Source organism: Paenibacillus sp. ACRSA, from assembly GCF_022346845.1.
GTDB lineage: Bacteria > Bacillota > Bacilli > Paenibacillales > Paenibacillaceae > Paenibacillus.
Map to the genome: position 1 here is coordinate 562,930 of NZ_JAKRNP010000001.1, position 17,785 is coordinate 580,714.

13 protein-coding genes and 1 tRNA gene are annotated in these 17,785 nt (G+C 47.2%); all 14 read right to left on the minus strand.

Annotated elements, in window-relative coordinates:
- Nucleotides 1–44 precede the first annotated feature (44 nt).
- The 14 genes from MH215_RS02630 to pyrR all read right to left on the minus strand — a co-directional run bounded on the left by MH215_RS02630 (nt 45) and on the right by pyrR (nt 17,187).
- A tRNA-Met gene (locus MH215_RS02630) sits at nt 45–118 on the minus strand.
- Nucleotides 119–187: 69 nt separating this feature from the next.
- On the minus strand, nt 188–352 hold the full coding sequence (locus MH215_RS02635) for a hypothetical protein (RefSeq protein ID WP_186380839.1): 165 nt from the start codon (nt 350–352) through the stop codon (nt 188–190).
- A gap of 162 nt (nt 353–514) precedes the next feature.
- Nucleotides 515–1,960 (minus strand): ABC transporter substrate-binding protein, encoded by a 1,446-nt coding sequence (locus MH215_RS02640; RefSeq protein WP_239287777.1) that lies wholly within the window; start codon nt 1,958–1,960, stop codon nt 515–517.
- Between the two features lie 20 nt (nt 1,961–1,980).
- Nucleotides 1,981–2,844 (minus strand): ABC transporter ATP-binding protein, encoded by an 864-nt coding sequence (locus MH215_RS02645; protein ID WP_056696203.1) that lies wholly within the window; start codon nt 2,842–2,844, stop codon nt 1,981–1,983.
- Nucleotides 2,845–2,846: 2 nt separating this feature from the next.
- Complete coding sequence (locus tag MH215_RS02650) at nt 2,847–5,771, minus strand: ABC transporter permease (protein WP_239287779.1); 2,925 nt, start codon at nt 5,769–5,771, stop codon at nt 2,847–2,849.
- The gene (locus MH215_RS02655) at nt 5,771–6,886 is read right to left on the minus strand and encodes an efflux RND transporter periplasmic adaptor subunit (RefSeq protein WP_239287781.1); all 1,116 of its coding nucleotides are present in this window, start codon (nt 6,884–6,886) and stop codon (nt 5,771–5,773) included. Before MH215_RS02655 ends, MH215_RS02650 begins: the two co-directional genes overlap by 1 nt.
- Nucleotides 6,849–7,781, minus strand: coding sequence for an ABC transporter ATP-binding protein (locus MH215_RS02660; protein WP_239287783.1), 933 nt, complete (start codon nt 7,779–7,781; stop codon nt 6,849–6,851). The genes MH215_RS02655 and MH215_RS02660 overlap by 38 nt, the downstream gene beginning before the upstream one ends.
- Before the next feature lie 289 nt (nt 7,782–8,070).
- The gene (gene pyrE, locus MH215_RS02665) at nt 8,071–8,712 is read right to left on the minus strand and encodes an orotate phosphoribosyltransferase (protein WP_239287785.1); all 642 of its coding nucleotides are present in this window, start codon (nt 8,710–8,712) and stop codon (nt 8,071–8,073) included.
- Nucleotides 8,709–9,449 carry an orotidine-5'-phosphate decarboxylase gene (gene pyrF, locus MH215_RS02670; protein WP_275445947.1) on the minus strand — a complete coding sequence of 247 codons (741 nt, stop codon included), beginning with the start codon at nt 9,447–9,449 and terminating at the stop codon, nt 8,709–8,711. The genes pyrE and pyrF overlap by 4 nt, the downstream gene beginning before the upstream one ends.
- Before the next feature lie 181 nt (nt 9,450–9,630).
- Nucleotides 9,631–12,849, minus strand: coding sequence for a carbamoyl-phosphate synthase large subunit (carB, locus tag MH215_RS02675; RefSeq protein ID WP_239287796.1), 3,219 nt, complete (start codon nt 12,847–12,849; stop codon nt 9,631–9,633).
- Between the two features lies 1 nt (nt 12,850).
- A complete protein-coding gene (gene carA / locus MH215_RS02680; RefSeq protein WP_056696192.1) occupies nt 12,851–13,990 on the minus strand; it encodes a glutamine-hydrolyzing carbamoyl-phosphate synthase small subunit in 1,140 nt (379 codons plus the stop codon).
- 294 nt (nt 13,991–14,284) lie between these two features.
- Entirely contained in the window at nt 14,285–15,589 is a 1,305-nt protein-coding gene (locus tag MH215_RS02685; RefSeq protein WP_239287806.1) for a dihydroorotase, read from the minus strand.
- A 123-nt stretch (nt 15,590–15,712) separates the two neighbouring features.
- Nucleotides 15,713–16,624, minus strand: coding sequence for an aspartate carbamoyltransferase catalytic subunit (locus MH215_RS02690; RefSeq protein WP_145045883.1), 912 nt, complete (start codon nt 16,622–16,624; stop codon nt 15,713–15,715).
- Nucleotides 16,624–17,187, minus strand: coding sequence for a bifunctional pyr operon transcriptional regulator/uracil phosphoribosyltransferase PyrR (gene pyrR / locus MH215_RS02695; RefSeq protein ID WP_145045564.1), 564 nt, complete (start codon nt 17,185–17,187; stop codon nt 16,624–16,626). Before pyrR ends, MH215_RS02690 begins: the two co-directional genes overlap by 1 nt.
- Nucleotides 17,188–17,785 lie beyond the last annotated feature (598 nt).

Consider the following 17,785-nt stretch of genomic DNA (forward strand, 5'->3'; position numbering starts at 1 on the left):
ATAACGTTCAGATGATGGCTGTAAATCATCTAGTAAAAATTAAATTGCGGGGGCAGGATTTGAACCTGCGGCCTTCGGGTTATGAGCCCGACGAGCTACCGGGCTGCTCCACCCCGCGTCAGTTAAAATGTAAAACAGCGACTTAATTAATATACATCATATCTACCCAATAAGTCAAGGGGTAATGTTAGGGAATAAATCGTACACCATATCGACCTTTACGGGAACGGTATACCTCCACTTCAGCAGGTTCATTGTGACCATAGATCCATCCATCCTGCTCTAAACGTTTGGCAAGGCAGCCTGCCTGAAACTTGGTTGCATATAACTTACTGAAATATATCCAATGCATGCTGCTCGTCCTTTCTTCGTTGTGATGTATCCTGCACCTCTTCTTGTAGGTTGCCCCAATTCAAGTAAAAATAGCCGCCGAAGAAATTATTCTTCAGCGGCTATTTAAGGAAGGCATGCTCATGAAGTTAGCTTACACATTCTTCAGAACAAGCGACGAGCGTTAGAATGTTGCTTTTGGATCTTTCTTCAGCTTCTCAAGCATTTCATTACCTTTGGCTGCCCACTCACCAAGCGCTTCTTTTGGTGTTTTCTTGTTATCGAGAACCTGATTGAAGTACTCCATTCCTTTGTCACTTACCTGCCAGAGATTAGGCATCTTTTGATACAGTTTATCCAGGTTGTTATTCGTTGGTGGAACAGGCTTCAACGTGTAGAACGCTTGGATATTATAGTCTAAACCTTCTTTCGGTTTAATAAAGCTTTTCCGGGATACCATCTCGTAGCTGCTGCGTGCTTTGATTTTTGCCCAGTCCTCACTGTTCATATACTTGATTAATTCCCAGGCATCATCCGGATTTTGAGCCGAACTATTGATGGACATCAAACTGCTCAAATAGATGTTGCCTCCAATTTCAGGAGCTTCAGGGTGAACCGGTGGTGTAACCACATCCCATTCTACCTTTGTGAATCCTTCCATTTTATCCGCATTTTTGTTGGCATCAATGAGTTGGTTAATATAGCTGTAGTCCCCAATAACCATCGCTGCTTTGCTGCTGAGGAACAGATCGCCCTGAAGCGGATTATATCTTCCGTTTGGATCCTGATCCTGAGGTTCATCGCCTTTAGGAATGATTTTGTCGATAGCCAGCTTGCTAATTGTACTCCATACTTTTTCCCATTGTGGTGAATCAACCGTCATTTTCTCTGCTTTATCATCAAATATTTTCAGTTGTAGAGAATTGTAATACTGCTGCATGGAATAGTATGGTGAGCCACCTTGATACGTACTGAAGGAGAAGCCAAACACATGGTCTTTGTCCTCACCTTTGGTCATACGAGTCGCTAGGTTCAGAATATCATCCCAAGTCATGTTATCTGTCGGTGGCTCTACGCCTGCCTTCTGGAACATTCCCTTGTTATAAAACAGCGCAGAAGAGGAGAACGTTGGCGTCAATGCGTAGATACTTTGGTCTCCCAGGTCCTTAATGCCTTCTAGTACACTTGGTACAATATCCGTGGTATCGAATTTGTCTTCTTGCATCAACGGATCCAACTGCTTCAGCATGTTTTCCTGAATCAAGGACTTAACGGTAGCTGTATCCGCAACAATAACATCAACAGGATTATCACCAGTCATAATTTTCTTCAGGCTCTCAACCGTATCAGGGATCTCTTGATTCTCCCCCTGCGTTCCAAAACCATAACTGCTCTGTTCGACAGCAGGAACGACTTCAACCGTGATATTCGGATGTGTCAATTCAAACGCATCTGTAAACTGTTGACGGAAGTAACTGTCATCTTGACCGCCCCATAGTGTTGCTACGCGTAAAACACGCTGTTCCGTGTCCTTAGCCTCACTTGCCGTACAGCCTGCTAACAATGGCAAAGCTAAACTCGCAGTCGCCAAGACAGCGAGCACCCGTTTTCCCCACAACCTGTTCTTCATCTCCCAATTCCCCCTATTCATTATCTTGGCGGTGTAATCACAATACGTTCACCGTCAAATTCCAATGTAGCCCGATTGTCGATGGATAAGGCCTCCAGATACTCCTTAGGTACCTGCAGACGTCCTGCTCGGTCAATAATGACAAATGCTTCATGTATATCCTGAGCACCCATCTGCGATAAGCCTTGATCATCATCCAAGTTCGGGTTACGTTTCACAAACTCCGTACTCGTCAGTCCATCACGGATCGCAACGATGCGATCCACCTTACCTGCAAGCGTTAAGTCATGCGTAACAATGACAATCGTGACGCCTAGTTCTTTGTTCATTTTGCGGAAAATTCCCATAATGGTGTCACAAGTCTCGGAATCCACTGATCCCGTAGGTTCATCGGCAAGCAGCAGCTTAGGTCGGTTTGATAGAGATATCGCGATAGCAACCCGCTGCTGCTCTCCACCTGACAACTGATGCAGCTTGTTGTGCATCCGATCCTTGAGTCCTACCCACTCTAATAATTGCATGGCATAGGCACGATCACGCTTACCACCAAGAATCATAGGTGTTTCCACGTTTTCGAGTGCCGTGAGATAAGGCAGTAGGTTTCGACCATTGTTTTGCCAGATGAAACCTACCGTATGACGTTTGTACTCAACGAGTTGCGCATCTGTCATCTTAAGCAGATCCCAGTCGCCTACAACGGCTGTGCCTGCTGTTGGACGATCCAGTCCACCCAGAATATTGAGCAACGTTGATTTCCCGCTACCACTATTACCGATGATCGCCATCATCTCACCTTGGTTGACCGTCAAATTGAGACCTTGAAGGGCAACGACTTCCACATCGCTGGATTTAAAAATTTTCACAAGTCCTTCGCACTGGATCACGGTTACCTCTCCTCTCCCATTTTGACCGCCTGGTGTACCCGTAGTCTACGAATCTGCCACAGCAGCATCGTAGCCCCAATAATGAGCATAACGACGGTCACGCCGTACAGTTGCAGCATGTCCTTCTCTTCAAACACAATTCGGAATGGTGGCACCTGTGCAGATACATTATCTGTCGTTTGTAGAAATGGTAAGAATAGACGACTTGATACTTGACCAATTCCAATGCCGAGAAGGATCGACAAGCCCGCAGTAAACACCTGCTCCAGTAACAACATCCCACTTAATTGAGCCCGAGATAAACCCATGGCGCGCAGAACGCCGAACTGTACGACCCGTCCTGAGAGATTGAAGAACCAGTACAGAATATAACCGATCAAAGATATAATGACCGATACAAGGAAGCCCAGACTCAATATACCGAATACGCCGCCCCGTGATGGATGTTTCCCCTGCGTTACCAGTTCGGTACGCACGTCACGGACAGATGATAGCTCGATACCTTCTGCCGCAAGTTTTTCCATCAGTGGTGCAACTTTGGCATCCGGCTTCATCTTCAGCCAGACTTCATAAGGAATCAGTGGTACTTGATCATAGATATAATCCAGATTCGCAATAAAGAACGGTGTCTGATCTGGATACTGTGCAGGCCAGTATGGAAGGATGCCGAATATAACAAATTCAATCGCTTGACCTTGCACACCAATGGAGACTAAATCCCCGGTTTTGAGCTTATACTTATCAGCAAATTTGGAGGAAACCAGTACAGCTCCTTCATATTTACCGAGCAAATCAAGATACTTATAAGGATGTGCTGGGAAAAGATCGTTACGGAACCAGCCTACTTGGGCAAAATCCACATTATCAATCCCTACGAGCATCCCCTGTCCACCTGATTTTCCAGACACGATGATGTTCCCCTTGGTCTGCATCACCCTTGCTGCATGCTCTACTCCGTCTAAACTGCGGAACACTTCAAAGGGTGGCTCAGAATAGATCACTTTGGTCGGTTGTGAACCTCCCCCAGGAGCACCTCCACCCCCACCAGCGCCACCACCTCCACCTGGCGCACCTCCACCAGCAGAGCCTCCGCCACTGTTGCCGCCTCCTTGCTGCCCTCCACCTGAACCGCCACTTTGGCCGGAACCTTGTGGAGTCACTTCAGGAGAACCTTCCCATACCGTCTGCATGATGACATCTGTTCCGTATCGGTATAGTGTACGTTCAGTAGAGTTCAGGTCAATGGTTCTGGCTGCGGCAGAATTATATACGCCAAGTCCCAAGGTCAGAACGAGCAATATCATCAACGGATAATAGGAAGACGACGAGCGCGAGAGTTGCGTCAGCGTCAGATATAGTGGAACCGGTAAAAATTTCTTACCCATCCACTGAATCAGCTTCAAGATCCACGGGAATATCCGTAGGAAGAACAGACCCAGCGCAAAAATGGCAAGTGCAGGCACAAAGAATAAAAACGGTTGCACTTGCAGTTGATCTGTGGTCATGCCCGTCTGGAAGGTCAACATCTGTCGTTCATAAAACAGATAATATCCATATCCGGCAAGCCCAAGCAGAACAACATCAAGGAACCAGCGCTGCCAGACTGGGGCACGATCCGTCCGCGCCTGCCTTCTCTTCGCTGACACAATCGTAGCGCGCGCATACGTAATCGCAGGAATTAGAGACGCAATGATTGCCACAAGGACGGCCACAAGTCCTAAGAGAATCGCTTCCTTCGATACACCAATCGGGATTGACTTCCGATCTACGAAGGAGAGGAAACCACTTGCCGAACCAATACTCTTCGCCATAAACCAGCCCAGCAATGGACCTACAATTAAGGCAATAGCGCCAAGGAATATTCCCTCTAACAGATATAAAGAGAAAATCTGCTTTGCTGAAGCACCACGACTGCGAAGAACAGCAATGTCACTTTCCTGCTTCTGGAGCGATTGTCTTGCATTCATTGCAATAAAGTAAAAGACCATTGCAATCATGGGTGCCGCAAGAGTGAACAGCATCGTCTGCAACTGTAGGCTCTGACTGCGGAACTGCTTCAGCAAATCACCAAAGGTGATATCTACCTTTGTATCCTTTAACCGTTGATACAGATCAATATCAAGTCTCTCCAGCACAGAAGAAAGCCCCGAGATCTGGCTGGTCTGAATGTCTTTCAGATCAAACGCATAATACCATCGTGAGTTCTGAAGCGGAATTCCTTTTTCCTTGAGCAAAACGTCATTAAATACGGATTCATCGATGTAAAGTCCATTCATCATGCTATCGAATCCCTGCACCCAATACGGACTGCTTGTATCGTCTGCTGTGAAGGCACCCGTAATCTTCACGCGGAGCGTAATGTCCAAACCACTGTACACGGGATATTCAATAATATCTCCAATGTGTAGATCGTTTCGATACATGCCCTCTTCCAGCATTACCGCTTCAATGATCCCATCCTTCACCTGGTTACCAGGCTTAAGTCCTGTCGAATAGCTGACCTGCGAATCCAAGCCAGACATCGTTCCCAGACTCATGCTACGGACCCGGCTTGCATCTACCTTCGTTGGATCCTCTGGATTAACCTCCGTACTGCGGATAGAACGAGAGTTCACATAGGTATGGAAGGGAAAACCAATATCACGCGGCACATCCTCACGGATATACCGATCCACTTCTTCCAAACCAAGTGTATCTGTCTTCACTCCACCAGGAGCCTGGTAACTCATCAGCAATGAACCTGCTGGCAAACCTTCGCTATTGTCCTGTAAGGTTTGGGCTACAACTCGCTTCAGCGCACCGTCGGCATACATCGGAATACTGACGGTGAACGCAACCGCCACGATTAATCCAATCAATGTGCTGAAAGTCATCCAGCGAGTGTTCCACATTTTGCGGAACAGCAGCCGAAGCAATGGCAGCCCCATTAGCGACCCACTACTTTCTGTCCAACGGTAAGACCTTTCAGAATCTCTACATCTGTAGACGTCTGCTGGCCAACCTCAACATCCACTTCTCGTTTGCTGCCATCGTTCTCTACAACCTGGACATAGGTTCTTGATCCAATGGAACGAAGAGCCGACACTGGAATAACAACTGCGTCCTTGGTACGCTGCGTTACAATGGATACTGTAAGCGGTGTACCGCGTTCAACGCCCTTAGGCATTTTCGCCAAGGAAACGATCACATATTGATCAAGTGATTCTTTTGCCGGAGGTGTATTGGCGTCTCCTGAACTTCCCCCACTACCACTTCCGCTGTCTGAAGATTGCGCAGTTGGCATAACTTTAATAACTCCAGAGACCTTACCTGCGCCATTAATATCAACGTCTGCTTTCATGCCTACAGAGAATTTCTCAAGATCTTCTTTGGCAAACGTAGCTGCAACGACGAGATTCGAAGTATCAGCAATCGTGGCAATCGGATCATACGCCTTGACAGCAGCACCCTTTTCCACCTGAACGGCAATGACTGTTCCCCCGAATGGAGCTGTTAGAGTCGCTTTCCCCAACTGCTCCTCCAGATCAGCCAATTCCTGACGCAGCTCTTCAAAAGCAATCGTCGCTTCTTCGAATTCCACTGGATCCATCTCATCCCGCTTACGCAGCGTTTCTTTCATCTGTACCTCAGCTTTGCGAATCTGAAGGTTCTTCGCCCGAATTTCCTTCTCCACGCTCTCCACATCAAGCACAGCAAGGAGCTGACCCTTTTTGACTTTATCCCCTAGTTTCACATTCAGCTCTTTCACATGCATACCGTCCAGCGTAAAATACACCTTTTCTTCCCTCTGACTCATCATTTTACCGCTACCGCTTACTTTCTTCTCCAGTGTCTCGGTCCGGACTTCATATTCCGGCTTTTTGGAGATCGTTGGCGGTGTAATTGGCGGAAGTACTTCCTCCTCTGTCTCTGCCGGTAACAAAGAACATCCCGACATCGTTGCAACAACTATCGCACTCAGCACGATAAGCGCTGCACGTTTCCCCTTCTTCGTAGCGGCAGCTTTACTTAATAAATCTGCCGTCCGCCATTTCATAAACATGGTCCGCAACCTCCAGAATTGTAGGATCGTGTGTAGTCATACATATCGTTACTTGTTCTACTTCAATAATATTGCGAAATACAGCCATAACCTGTGCACCCATCTTGGAATCCAGTTCAGCTGTCGGCTCATCCGCAAGCAACAATCTCGGCCGATGTGCAATCGCTTTAGCAATCGCGACCCGCTGCTGCTCCCCCCCGGACATCTCAAATGGTCTGTGCTTCACCCGTTTGGTCAGACCAACTAGATCCAAACAATGACCTACTCGTTCTTTCCATTCCGAGCGAGGCACATCTGCCATTCTTAGCGACAGCTCTACATTTTCCCAAGCAGATAATAACGGCATAAGGGCATACGCCTGAAAAATAAATCCGATTTCCCTACGCCGTAACGCTGTCCGTCGCCTGTCACCCCAATCCTGCAGAGGCTGCCCGGAGAATAGGATATCACCGCTAGAAGGCTGATCCAGCCCACCAAGCATATTAAGAAGTGTTGTTTTACCAGAGCCAGAACGACCTTTTAACATCACAAGCTGCTGTGGGTTAACTTCCATGTCAATGCCTTTGAGCACATGTATAATTCGGCTACCTGTCTGAAAACTACGATGCACATTACGTACTTCCAGCACGGGTCCATCATATGGAGGCAACAGATCCCGCTTCTTCACAGGTTTCGGCTTCTTGTCTTGAGCAGCAACTGCCAGTTCGTCGGAGCTAGATTCGTTCTGTTCAGTGAGAGTCTCATCTGAGAGGTTCTCCCCCACCGGAATCTTCGCTTCGCTTATGTATGTTTGATCCTGCTGCTGGGCAGACTCCGGCTGCTCTCCTCCCTCAATATCATGCTTATCCCCTGGCTGACTTTTGGCAGATTTAATTTTGGAAAATAACTTCTTCATGCCAGCAATCACACTCATCCTCTCTTTACATTCCGCTCATTTCATTAAGACTCTAAAACTAGAAATCTATTCCATACTACACTGCATTATAAACGACGAATCACAACTAAAAGTTACAAGCTTTTTACAACGTTCCGGAGAAAAAGTTAATATTCTATAGAGAACAACAAAAAAGCACCCCAAAGTGCGGGATGCTTCATACTAAACGGTGGAATTTGCCTGTACATCAACAATCGTTACAATTTTGATACCGTTCATGCAAGGACTGCATATTTATGCCTGTATGATATTATTTACCAAATGAAGAAGGATCTTCACGCCAAGATTTAAGCAAGGCAAAGTCACTTTCTTGAATCGTTCCTTGAGCCAAAGCCACATCCATCAATGCTGTATAATTGGACAGAGTTTGCAGTGGAATCCCTGCTTCCTCAAAGGCTTTTATACCCTTATCCAACTGGTAGCTGAAAATAGCGAGCACGGCGAGCGGTGTTGCGCCAGCGGCTTGTACAGCTTGTGCAGCTTTAATGGAGCTTCCGCCTGTTGAGATCAGATCTTCGATGACTACGACCTTCTGCCCTTCCTGGATCAGACCTTCAATCAGGTTTTCTTTACCATGTCCTTTGGCTTTATCACGAATGTAGGCCATTGGCAGGTTCAGCTTCTGGGCTACCCATGCAGCGTGAGGAATACCTGCTGTAGCTGTTCCGGCAATCACTTCTGCTTCTGGATACTGTTCACGAATGATCGTTGCAAAAGCTTCAGCGATGTCCTCCCGAATCTCGGGATAGGACATCGTCAGACGGTTATCACAATAGATTGGTGATTTGATGCCAGACGTCCATGTAAAAGGTTGCTGCGGACGCAGTGCTACCGCTTTGATTTTCAACAATTGGGAAGCAATATGATTCGGAATCTCATTAAGTGTAATCATGCGTTTAACATCTCCTTCAAAATAGCCTCTGCCGCTTCACGCGGATTCGAGGCAGCTGTAATCGGTCTTCCTACGACGATATAATGACTACCTCTAGCAATCGCTTCTCCAGGAGTCAACACACGTGTCTGATCTCCGAGACCGCTTCCTGCTGGGCGAATACCCGGAGTGACGGTGTGAAACTCACTTCCACACGCCGCTCGAATCGCTGGTACTTCCAAAGGAGAAGCTACAACACCATCTAACCCTGATTCATGGGCGAGACTGGCATAACGGACAACCGTCGCTTCCACTGAGCCGTCAATGCCGATTTCCGTGTTCATCGTTTCTTGGCTTGTACTGGTAAGCTGCGTAACCGCAATGATCTCTGGTCTAGTTAGCGAAGCGTCAGCCAACAGTGCAGCTTCTGCACCTTCACGAGCTGCTCGCATCATGGCCGTTCCTCCGGCAGCGTGAACGTTGAACATATCCACCCCAAGACGAGTGATGCTCTCCGCACCTCCACGCACAGTATTCGGAATGTCGTGCATTTTGACATCAAGGAATACGGAGTATCCTTTGGCCTTCAACTCTCGAATGAAGTCTGGTCCTGCTGCGTAGAACAACTGCATACCAACTTTGAGGTAGCAGGGAATTCCCTCAAGCGCCTGTACAAGTTCCTTAGCTTGCTCCGCTCCAGGATAGTCCAGTGCAACCATTAAACGTCCTGCCATTTGGTTGAAATCAGGATGGTTCATTTCGCAGCAACTCCTCTGCCTGTAAGGCTTATTTTTGTTGTTTTTGCCCGATATAAAGGACATCCCGCCAACCCAGAGGTTGACTGATGTCCTTCATCAGTGACAAATCGTCTTATTAGAGGTTGTTCAAAAAGTCCGCTTCTTCTTGGTACTGAGACCCATCCTTTTTGAACTCGCACTTTTAGTTTACAAAGGCTGGCATAGCCTCAGAAGAGAAGTTAATTGTTTCCAGCATTTTCAGCAGGGCACTAATCGTATCCAATGAAGTCATGCACACAATACCGTTCTCTACCGCTTCACGGCGGATTCTGAATCCGTCACGCTGTGGTGTTTTACCTTTGGTCAATGTGTTGAACACGAAGTTCGCTTCACCACTGCGGATCATATCCAAAATGTTTGGTGAACCTTCGCTTAATTTGTTTACTCTCGTTACCGGAATGTTGGCTGCTTCGAGAGCTGCCGCTGTTCCGCCTGTAGCCATAATTTTGTAACCCAATCTGTAGAAGCCTTCGAGCAAAGGCACTGCTTCATCTTTGTCTTTGTCCGCTACAGTAACTACAATGGCTCCCGTAGCCGGAATTTTCATACCTGCTCCGATGAGACCTTTGAACAACGCTTTGGCATAATTCGGATCACGGCCCATGACTTCACCTGTAGATTTCATCTCAGGACCAAGCGTTGGTTCTACACGACGCAGCTTCGCGAAGGAGAACACTGGAACCTTAACCGATACATGATCTGTTTCAGGCCAGAGACCATCCACATAACCCAAGTCTTTCAGTTTCACACCAAGAATAGCTTGTGTTGCCAAGTTAGCCATCGGAATGTTCGTTACTTTGCTCAAGAACGGTACCGTACGGGATGAACGTGGATTCACCTCAATGACATACACTTGGCCATCATGGATGACAAACTGGATGTTGACCAGGCCAATGGTTTTCAATTCTTTCGCAATTTTGATTGTAATTTCTACAATCTTCTCTTTCAGATCTTGGGACAGGTGTTGTGGCGGATAAACCGCGATGGAGTCACCAGAGTGTACCCCTGCGCGTTCGATATGCTCCATGATTCCTGGAACGAGAACCGTTTCACCATCACAGATCGCGTCTACCTCTACCTCTTTACCCAACATATAACGGTCAATTAGTACCGGATGCTCTGGATTGATCTTAACCGCTTGCTCCATATATGTCAGCAATTCAGCATCGGAGTATACAATCTCCATTGCTCGACCACCAAGCACGTACGAAGGACGAACGAGTACTGGATATCCCAGACCTTGAGCTGTTTCTACTGCATCATCCACTGAAGTAACTGTTTTACCTTTCGGCTGTGCAATCTCTAGACGAGAGAGCAGGCGCTCGAACTTCTTACGGTCTTCCGCTTCATCGATGCTTTCAAGATCCGTACCCAGGATGGTTACACCTGCATTACGCAGTGGTGCTGCGAGATTGATTGCCGTTTGGCCACCAAACTGTACGATTACGCCCACTGGCTGTTCTTGTTCGATTACGTTCATAACATCCTCGAAGAACAGTGGCTCGAAGTACAGACGATCTGATGTATTAAAGTCCGTAGACACCGTCTCCGGGTTGTTATTGATAATAACTGCTTCGTAGCCCGCTTTTTGCAGAGCCCACACCGCATGTACTGTGGAATAGTCAAACTCAATCCCTTGACCAATCCGGATTGGACCGGAACCAAGTACAACTACTTTTTTCTTGTCCGAAGGAAGGACTTCATTCTCTGTTTCGTAAGTCGAGTAATAGTAAGGCGTTGTTGCTTCGAACTCGGCCGCACATGTATCTACCATTTTGTATACCGGACGAAGGTTTTCTTCTTCACGGCGCGCTCTAACCTCTGCTTCTGTTGTCAATGTGCCTCCAGGTTGACCCTGAGCACGCAATTCAGCAATCGCACGATCCGTAAATCCAAGGCGTTTCGCTTGGTATAACGTTTCGGATGATAGTTCGGACTCTTCACGAATAGTATCCTCGAATTTAATTAGACCTTCAATTTTGTCCAAGAACCACCAGTCAATCTTCGTCAAATCTTGAAGTTGTTGCAGAGTATATCCTCTGCGGAACGCCTCAGCAATCAAGAACATACGCTCATCGTCCGCTTTGATCAGACGCTCGTTCAGCGTTGCTTCATCAAGCGTTTCTGCCTCTTTCAAATAGAGACGGTGTACGCCGATTTCGAGGGAGCGAACAGCTTTATGAATGGATTCTTCAAACGTCCGTCCAATCGCCATAACTTCGCCCGTTGCTTTCATCTGTGTACCAAGCTTCCGGTTAGCTGATGTAAACTTGTCGAACGGCCAACGAGGAATCTTGCTTACGATGTAATCGAGTGTAGGCTCAAAACAAGCGTAAGTTTGACCTGTTACCGGGTTTACGATCTCATCCAATGTGTATCCCATAGCAATTTTGGCAGCCATTTTGGCAATTGGATAGCCCGTTGCTTTGGAAGCAAGCGCGGATGAACGGCTTACCCGTGGATTAACTTCGATAACATAGTATTGGAAGCTGTGTGGATCCAGAGCGAATTGTACGTTACATCCACCTTCGATGTTGAGGGCACGGATGATTTTCAAGGAAGCCGAACGCAGCATTTGGTATTCACGATCAGACAACGTTTGACTTGGTGCCACTACGATACTGTCGCCTGTATGAACGCCAACTGGGTCAAAGTTTTCCATGTTGCAGACTACGATACAGTTATCGTTTTTGTCTCGCATAACTTCATACTCGACTTCTTTCATGCCAGCAATGCTTTTCTCAACCAAACATTGCCCGATTGGACTGTAACGAAGACCTGCTGCTACTGTTTCGCGCAATTCTTCTTCATTTGCACAGATTCCGCCGCCTGTTCCACCCAGAGTGTAGGCAGGACGAACAATGATCGGATAGCCAATCTCATTGGAAAAATCCAGCGATTCTTCCAGTGTTGTTACAATTACACTCTCAGGTACAGGCTGCTCCAGTTCACGCATCAGGTCACGGAACAAGTCCCGGTCTTCTGCTTTTTCGATCGAAGTTAGCTGTGTACCCAGCAATTTCACGTTCTCACGTTCCAGTACACCTGCACGCGCAAGTTCTACCGCCATGTTCAAACCAGTTTGACCACCCAGTGTTGGCAACAATCCATCTGGACGCTCTTGACGGATGATTTGAGTTACGAAATCCAATGTGATTGGTTCGATATATACTTTGTCAGCCATGTTTGTATCGGTCATGATCGTTGCAGGGTTGCTGTTGATGAGGACAACTTCCACACCTTCTTCTTTCAACGCCTGGCAAGCTTGCGTACCGGCATAGTCGAACTCGGCCGCTTGACCGATGACGATTGGTCCGGAACCAATCACCAGGATTTTTTTGAGGTCTTTGTTAATCGGCATGTTATTGTGCTCCTTTCACTGCAGCTGCCAATACGGCTTGACGTGGCTGTGGTGGGTTAGTGATTTTGTGCTCACGAATCATCTCGATGAAACGATCGAACAGATAGCTGTTATCGTAAGGTCCTGGCGCTGCTTCCGGGTGGTACTGTACCGAAAACGCTGGGAATGTTTTATGTTTCAGACCTTCAATGGTCTTATCGTTATTATTGATATGTGTTACTTCCAGATCTGTGTTCTTCACAGAATCCTCATTTACCGTGTAACCATGGTTCTGAGAAGTGATGAAGCAACGCCCACTTTCAAGCTCTTTCACCGGATGGTTTCCGCCGCGGTGTCCGAATTTCAGTTTCTCTGTGTCTGCTCCTGCTGCAAGCGCAAAGAGTTGGTGACCAAGGCAGATGCCGAAGATCGGATATTCGCCGAGCAACTCACTGATCATTTTGACTGCGTGAGGTACATCTTTTGGATCCCCAGGGCCGTTAGACAACTGGATGCCGTCTGGGTTCAAGCGACGAATCTCGTCTGCAGTTACATCATGAGGAACAACAACTACGTCACAGTTACGTTTGCTAAGTTCGCGCAAGATCCCTGTTTTTGCACCGTAATCTACCAACACAATGCGTTCAGCCGTTCCGGGGCTATTGTACACATGAGGAGTCGATGTCAGTGGAACTTGGTTACGCAGCTCAGCGATTGTTGTATCGCCCATCATCTCCAGCAGTTCTTCCACAGGTTTCGATCCTGTTGTGAGAATTCCCTTCATCGTGCCATGGTGGCGAATCCGGCGAGTCAACATGCGTGTATCAATTTCGCTGATACCTACAATGCCGTATTCTTTGAGCAGATTGTCTACGCTGTACTCTGCACGCCAGTTACTTGGCGTTGGCTCATGGCGACGTACCACAAAGCCGTGTACAAATGGACGAATCGACTCAAAGTCATCACGTGTAATTCCGTAGTTACCGATTAACGGATACGTCATGGTTACGATTTGACCGCAATAAGAAGGATCCGAAAGCACCTCTTGGTAGCCTGTAATTCCCGTATTAAAAACGACCTCACCCGTTGTTTCACCTTCAGCTCCGAACGCTTTACCAGTGAACAGTGTGCCGTCTTCCAACAATAATCTCGCCTGTGCCATCCCATCTCACTCCTCTGTGTTTATCAACGTTGAATGTCATTTAGGTTGAACTTAGCTTAAGTTTGAGCGGCTCCACGGACAGAAAGCCCTGCGAACGCTGTTATCCCCGGATTACTTTTTATCAATTTTTCAATTGATGTAATCCGGTGATAAAGGCGAGCGCTCTGCTTCTTCGGGTTCTTTCTGCCCGCTCCGCAGTTACTTCAGCGTCCAAGTTCAAAAGTCTGCATTCAACGTGGTTGTTTCTTATATTGGACTCTCGGCATAGCTGCCTCGAGTTAGTAATTTACCAATTTACTGTTGTACCGTGTTATTCCATACGCTTTTGCCATCTACCCACGTTTGCACAGGCCAGCCTTTTAGCTTCCATCCTGTAAATGGTGTGTTTCTTCCCTTAGTGGCAAATGTAGATGGATCAACTGCTTTTTCTTGATTCAGATCAATCATCGTGATATCGGCTGGAGCGCCCTCTTCAAGCTTACCTGTATCCAGTCGGAATACTCGTGCTGGATCAGCAGTCATTCGTTTAACCAGGAAGTCGAGTGTCCAGATTCCTGTCTCCACAAACTTCGTGTAGAGAAGTGGGAAAGCTGTTTCGAAACCGACGATTCCGAATGGTGCAAGTTCCATTCCTTTTGCTTTCTCTTCTTCGCTATGCGGTGCATGATCCGTTACGATCATATCCAGCGTTCCGTCCTGCAAGCCTTCAATGCAAGCCTGCACATCGCGTGGTGAGCGTAGCGGTGGGTTCATTTTCCAGTTAGAATCCATCCCCGGAATATCTTCATCAGATAAGAGCAGATGGTGCGGACATACCTCAGCAGTTACCTTGATCCCAATGGACTTCGCCAAGCGGATCAAGCGAACCGATTGTTCTGTGCTGACATGGCATACATGGTAGTGAACTCCCGTTGCTTCGGCTAGCAGGATGTCCCGCCCAACATGAATCGCTTCAGATTCATTCGGGATACCTTTGATACCGTGACGTTTGGAGAATTCCCCTTCGGTCACATAGCGACCCACAACTAATGAATCATCTTCACAGTGGGCAATAACCGGCATATCCATACTTGCTGCAAGAGTCATCGCGTCCTTCATCATTTGAGCATTTTGTACGCCTACTCCGTCATCCGTGAATCCAATCGCACCCGCTTCTTTCAGTGCGGCAAAATCGGTAAGCTCACGGCCAAGTTCATTTTTAGTGATCGCCGCATACGGCAGTACTTTAACCAGATCAGCTTCCTTCGCTTTATCCAGTACCAGCTTCACGGTATCCGGATTGTCGGTTACAGGTCTAGTATTTGGCATACATGCAATCGTAGTAAAACCGCCTTGTGCCGCTGACCGCGCGCCTGTTTCAATCGTCTCTTTGTGCTCGAATCCCGGTTCGCGCAGATGCACATGCATGTCAATCAGCCCTGGGATAACCAGTTTGCCTGAAGCGTCCGTTATACGCTCAGCTGACTTTTCTGCAAGTTGTACGGCCTCGTCTTCCACTCCAGCGATAGCTTGAATCTTTCCTTCATCTATAATGATGCTTTTCCGTTCAAGTTCCCCTTTTTGATTCAAGACATTTGCATTTTTAATAATCTGTACCATGATTGCCCTCCGCTTCGGTTCTGTCCGACTTCCTAGAAGCCGGATGATTTGGTTTATCGTTTACCCTCTTATTGCTCTATAAGAACTCTCATCCGTAAGCCTATGCCCTTGAGCCCAACGTTGCTACAGCTTCATCGCACGTTCCATAACCGCCATGCGGATTGGAACTCCATTTGCCATTTGCGGGAAAATCCGCGATGCCGCACTTTCGACAACCGCGTCGTCAATTTCGACGTTACGGTTTACAGGTGCTGGATGCATAATGATGGTACTTGGTTTAAGGCTTGCCGCCCGTTCTTCCGTCAATCCGTAGTGTTCGCGATAATCCTCTGCCGAGGTAATAATTCCTTGCTTGTGACGTTCGAGTTGAACCCGAAGCATCATGACTACATCCGCATCCAAAGCATCTGGCAGCTCTACATATGGAGCATGCTCTGCAAGTTCAGGTGCCTGCATCGTTTCTGGAGCACAGAAGCGTACATCTGCACCAAACTTCTGCAACGCCCACAGGTTGGATCGAGCGACCCGGCTATGCTTAATGTCTCCGATGATGGAAACACGCAGACCTTTTAGCTCACCGAACGCTTTGCGCATCGTGTACAGATCCAACAAAGCCTGTGTCGGGTGCTCGTTATTGCCGTCTCCCGCGTTCACCAGCGGCACATTCACTTTTTGCGCCAACTGTTGCAGAACTCCTGATGGCTTCAAGCGAATAACCCCTGCATCAATGCCCATGGATTCGAGGGTTCGCACCGTATCGTAGATGGACTCGCCTTTCTCTACACTAGACGCCGCCGCAGTAAAGTTCAGCACTTGAGCACCTAGTCGTTTCTCTGCCATTTCGAAGGAGAAACGAGTGCGTGTGCTGTTCTCGAAGAACATGTTAGCGACAAATCGTGATTCTAGAACAGGGACAAGTTTCTCTTGTTGAGCTTCCCAGTGAGCCGCTCTGTTTAGGATTGATTCTATCTCTCCACGACTTAATTCTTTAAGTCCTAACAGGCTGCGATCTTTCAATGCTGGTTGTGTAATCATCATGCTTGCTCCCCCCGGTTCTGAATGATTTTGACTTCGTCCTGTCCATCCGTCTCCATGAGTGCAACCTCGATCTCCTCTGATTTGGAAGTCGGTACATTTTTGCCGATAAAATCAGGGCGAATCGGAAGCTCGCGGTGACCGCGATCCGCAAGAACGGCCAGTTGAATGTTTTGCGGTCTTCCGCAATCCATCAGAGCGTCCATTGCTGCGCGAATCGTTCTGCCGGTATACAGCACATCATCGAACAAAATCACTTTTTTGTTATGAATGGAAAGTGATTCAGGTGTCATAATCAAAAGTTCCTTCCGTGTCTCGCCAGCTACATCAAGGCGGTCATCACGATAAGGGGTTACATCCAGTTCTCCCCAGGGGATTGGCGTACCTTCGATCTCTTCGATCTTGGCTGCAATTCGTTCCGCAAGATACACACCCCGCGTTCGAATTCCAATAAGTACGCATCCGTCAATGCCTTTGTTTTTCTCCAATATCTCATGGGCAATCCTTGTTAAAGCGCGACGGATCGCCGTTTCATCCATAATGACATGTGTTTCTGTGCTCATGCGTTCAGCCTCCTCAGGATTCCTTTCAGATCATGGCCCCGTGACGAGGAGAACAAAAAAGACTCCTTGCCGTGTTTAATGGCAAGGAGTCTCCAAACTTCAGTCTACGCTGAAGAAAGTTTACTCTCGGGGATGCATCATCTCATTTGCCGCAGCAAATAAACGATGTATCGTTCACGTTACCTTGCCAGTCTCACGGGACTGATTTAAAGGTGCTATTCATGACGTCCATCTGGCAGTACCTCACAGGGTGCTATTATCCATCAGGTCGTTTTATCTTCATGAATTATGACAGAAAGACAACCCCCTGTCAACACCTCACCATAACAGGCGAAATTCCTCTGCTGTGATTCTCTTAGAATCAGCATTAGGGCTGAAAAACATCCATGCACACTACATTTCATTCGTCATTCATAATTATACAATAAATCTGTATATTTATCCATAGGTAATTATTCAAGGCTGTACACCAAAATAACCCTTTTCCCACATTAATAATGCGGTAAAGGGTTATAAAAGGTTTCGTGAATGTATTTAATGAACCATTACGATAAGATATTTTTTCATGAATAGGCACATCATTATTTGTTATCACGAG

What these genes read in the sequence shown, in the direction of transcription:
- MH215_RS02635 (WP_186380839.1), bottom strand. Translation starts at nt 352, where the DNA reads ATGCATTGGATATATTTCAGTAAGTTATATGCAACCAAGTTTCAGGCA.
- MH215_RS02640 (WP_239287777.1), bottom strand. Translation starts at nt 1,960, where the DNA reads ATGAAGAACAGGTTGTGGGGAAAACGGGTGCTCGCTGTCTTGGCGACT.
- MH215_RS02650 (WP_239287779.1), bottom strand. Translation starts at nt 5,771, where the DNA reads ATGGGGCTGCCATTGCTTCGGCTGCTGTTCCGCAAAATGTGGAACACT.
- MH215_RS02655 (WP_239287781.1), bottom strand. Translation starts at nt 6,886, where the DNA reads ATGTTTATGAAATGGCGGACGGCAGATTTATTAAGTAAAGCTGCCGCT.
- MH215_RS02660 (WP_239287783.1), bottom strand. Translation starts at nt 7,781, where the DNA reads ATGAAGAAGTTATTTTCCAAAATTAAATCTGCCAAAAGTCAGCCAGGG.
- pyrE (WP_239287785.1), bottom strand. Translation starts at nt 8,712, where the DNA reads ATGATTACACTTAATGAGATTCCGAATCATATTGCTTCCCAATTGTTG.
- pyrF (WP_275445947.1), bottom strand. Translation starts at nt 9,449, where the DNA reads ATGAACCATCCTGATTTCAACCAAATGGCAGGACGTTTAATGGTTGCA.
- carB (WP_239287796.1), bottom strand. Translation starts at nt 12,849, where the DNA reads ATGCCGATTAACAAAGACCTCAAAAAAATCCTGGTGATTGGTTCCGGA.
- carA (WP_056696192.1), bottom strand. Translation starts at nt 13,990, where the DNA reads ATGGCACAGGCGAGATTATTGTTGGAAGACGGCACACTGTTCACTGGT.
- MH215_RS02685 (WP_239287806.1), bottom strand. Translation starts at nt 15,589, where the DNA reads ATGGTACAGATTATTAAAAATGCAAATGTCTTGAATCAAAAAGGGGAA.
- MH215_RS02690 (WP_145045883.1), bottom strand. Translation starts at nt 16,624, where the DNA reads ATGATTACACAACCAGCATTGAAAGATCGCAGCCTGTTAGGACTTAAA.
- pyrR (WP_145045564.1), bottom strand. Translation starts at nt 17,187, where the DNA reads ATGAGCACAGAAACACATGTCATTATGGATGAAACGGCGATCCGTCGC.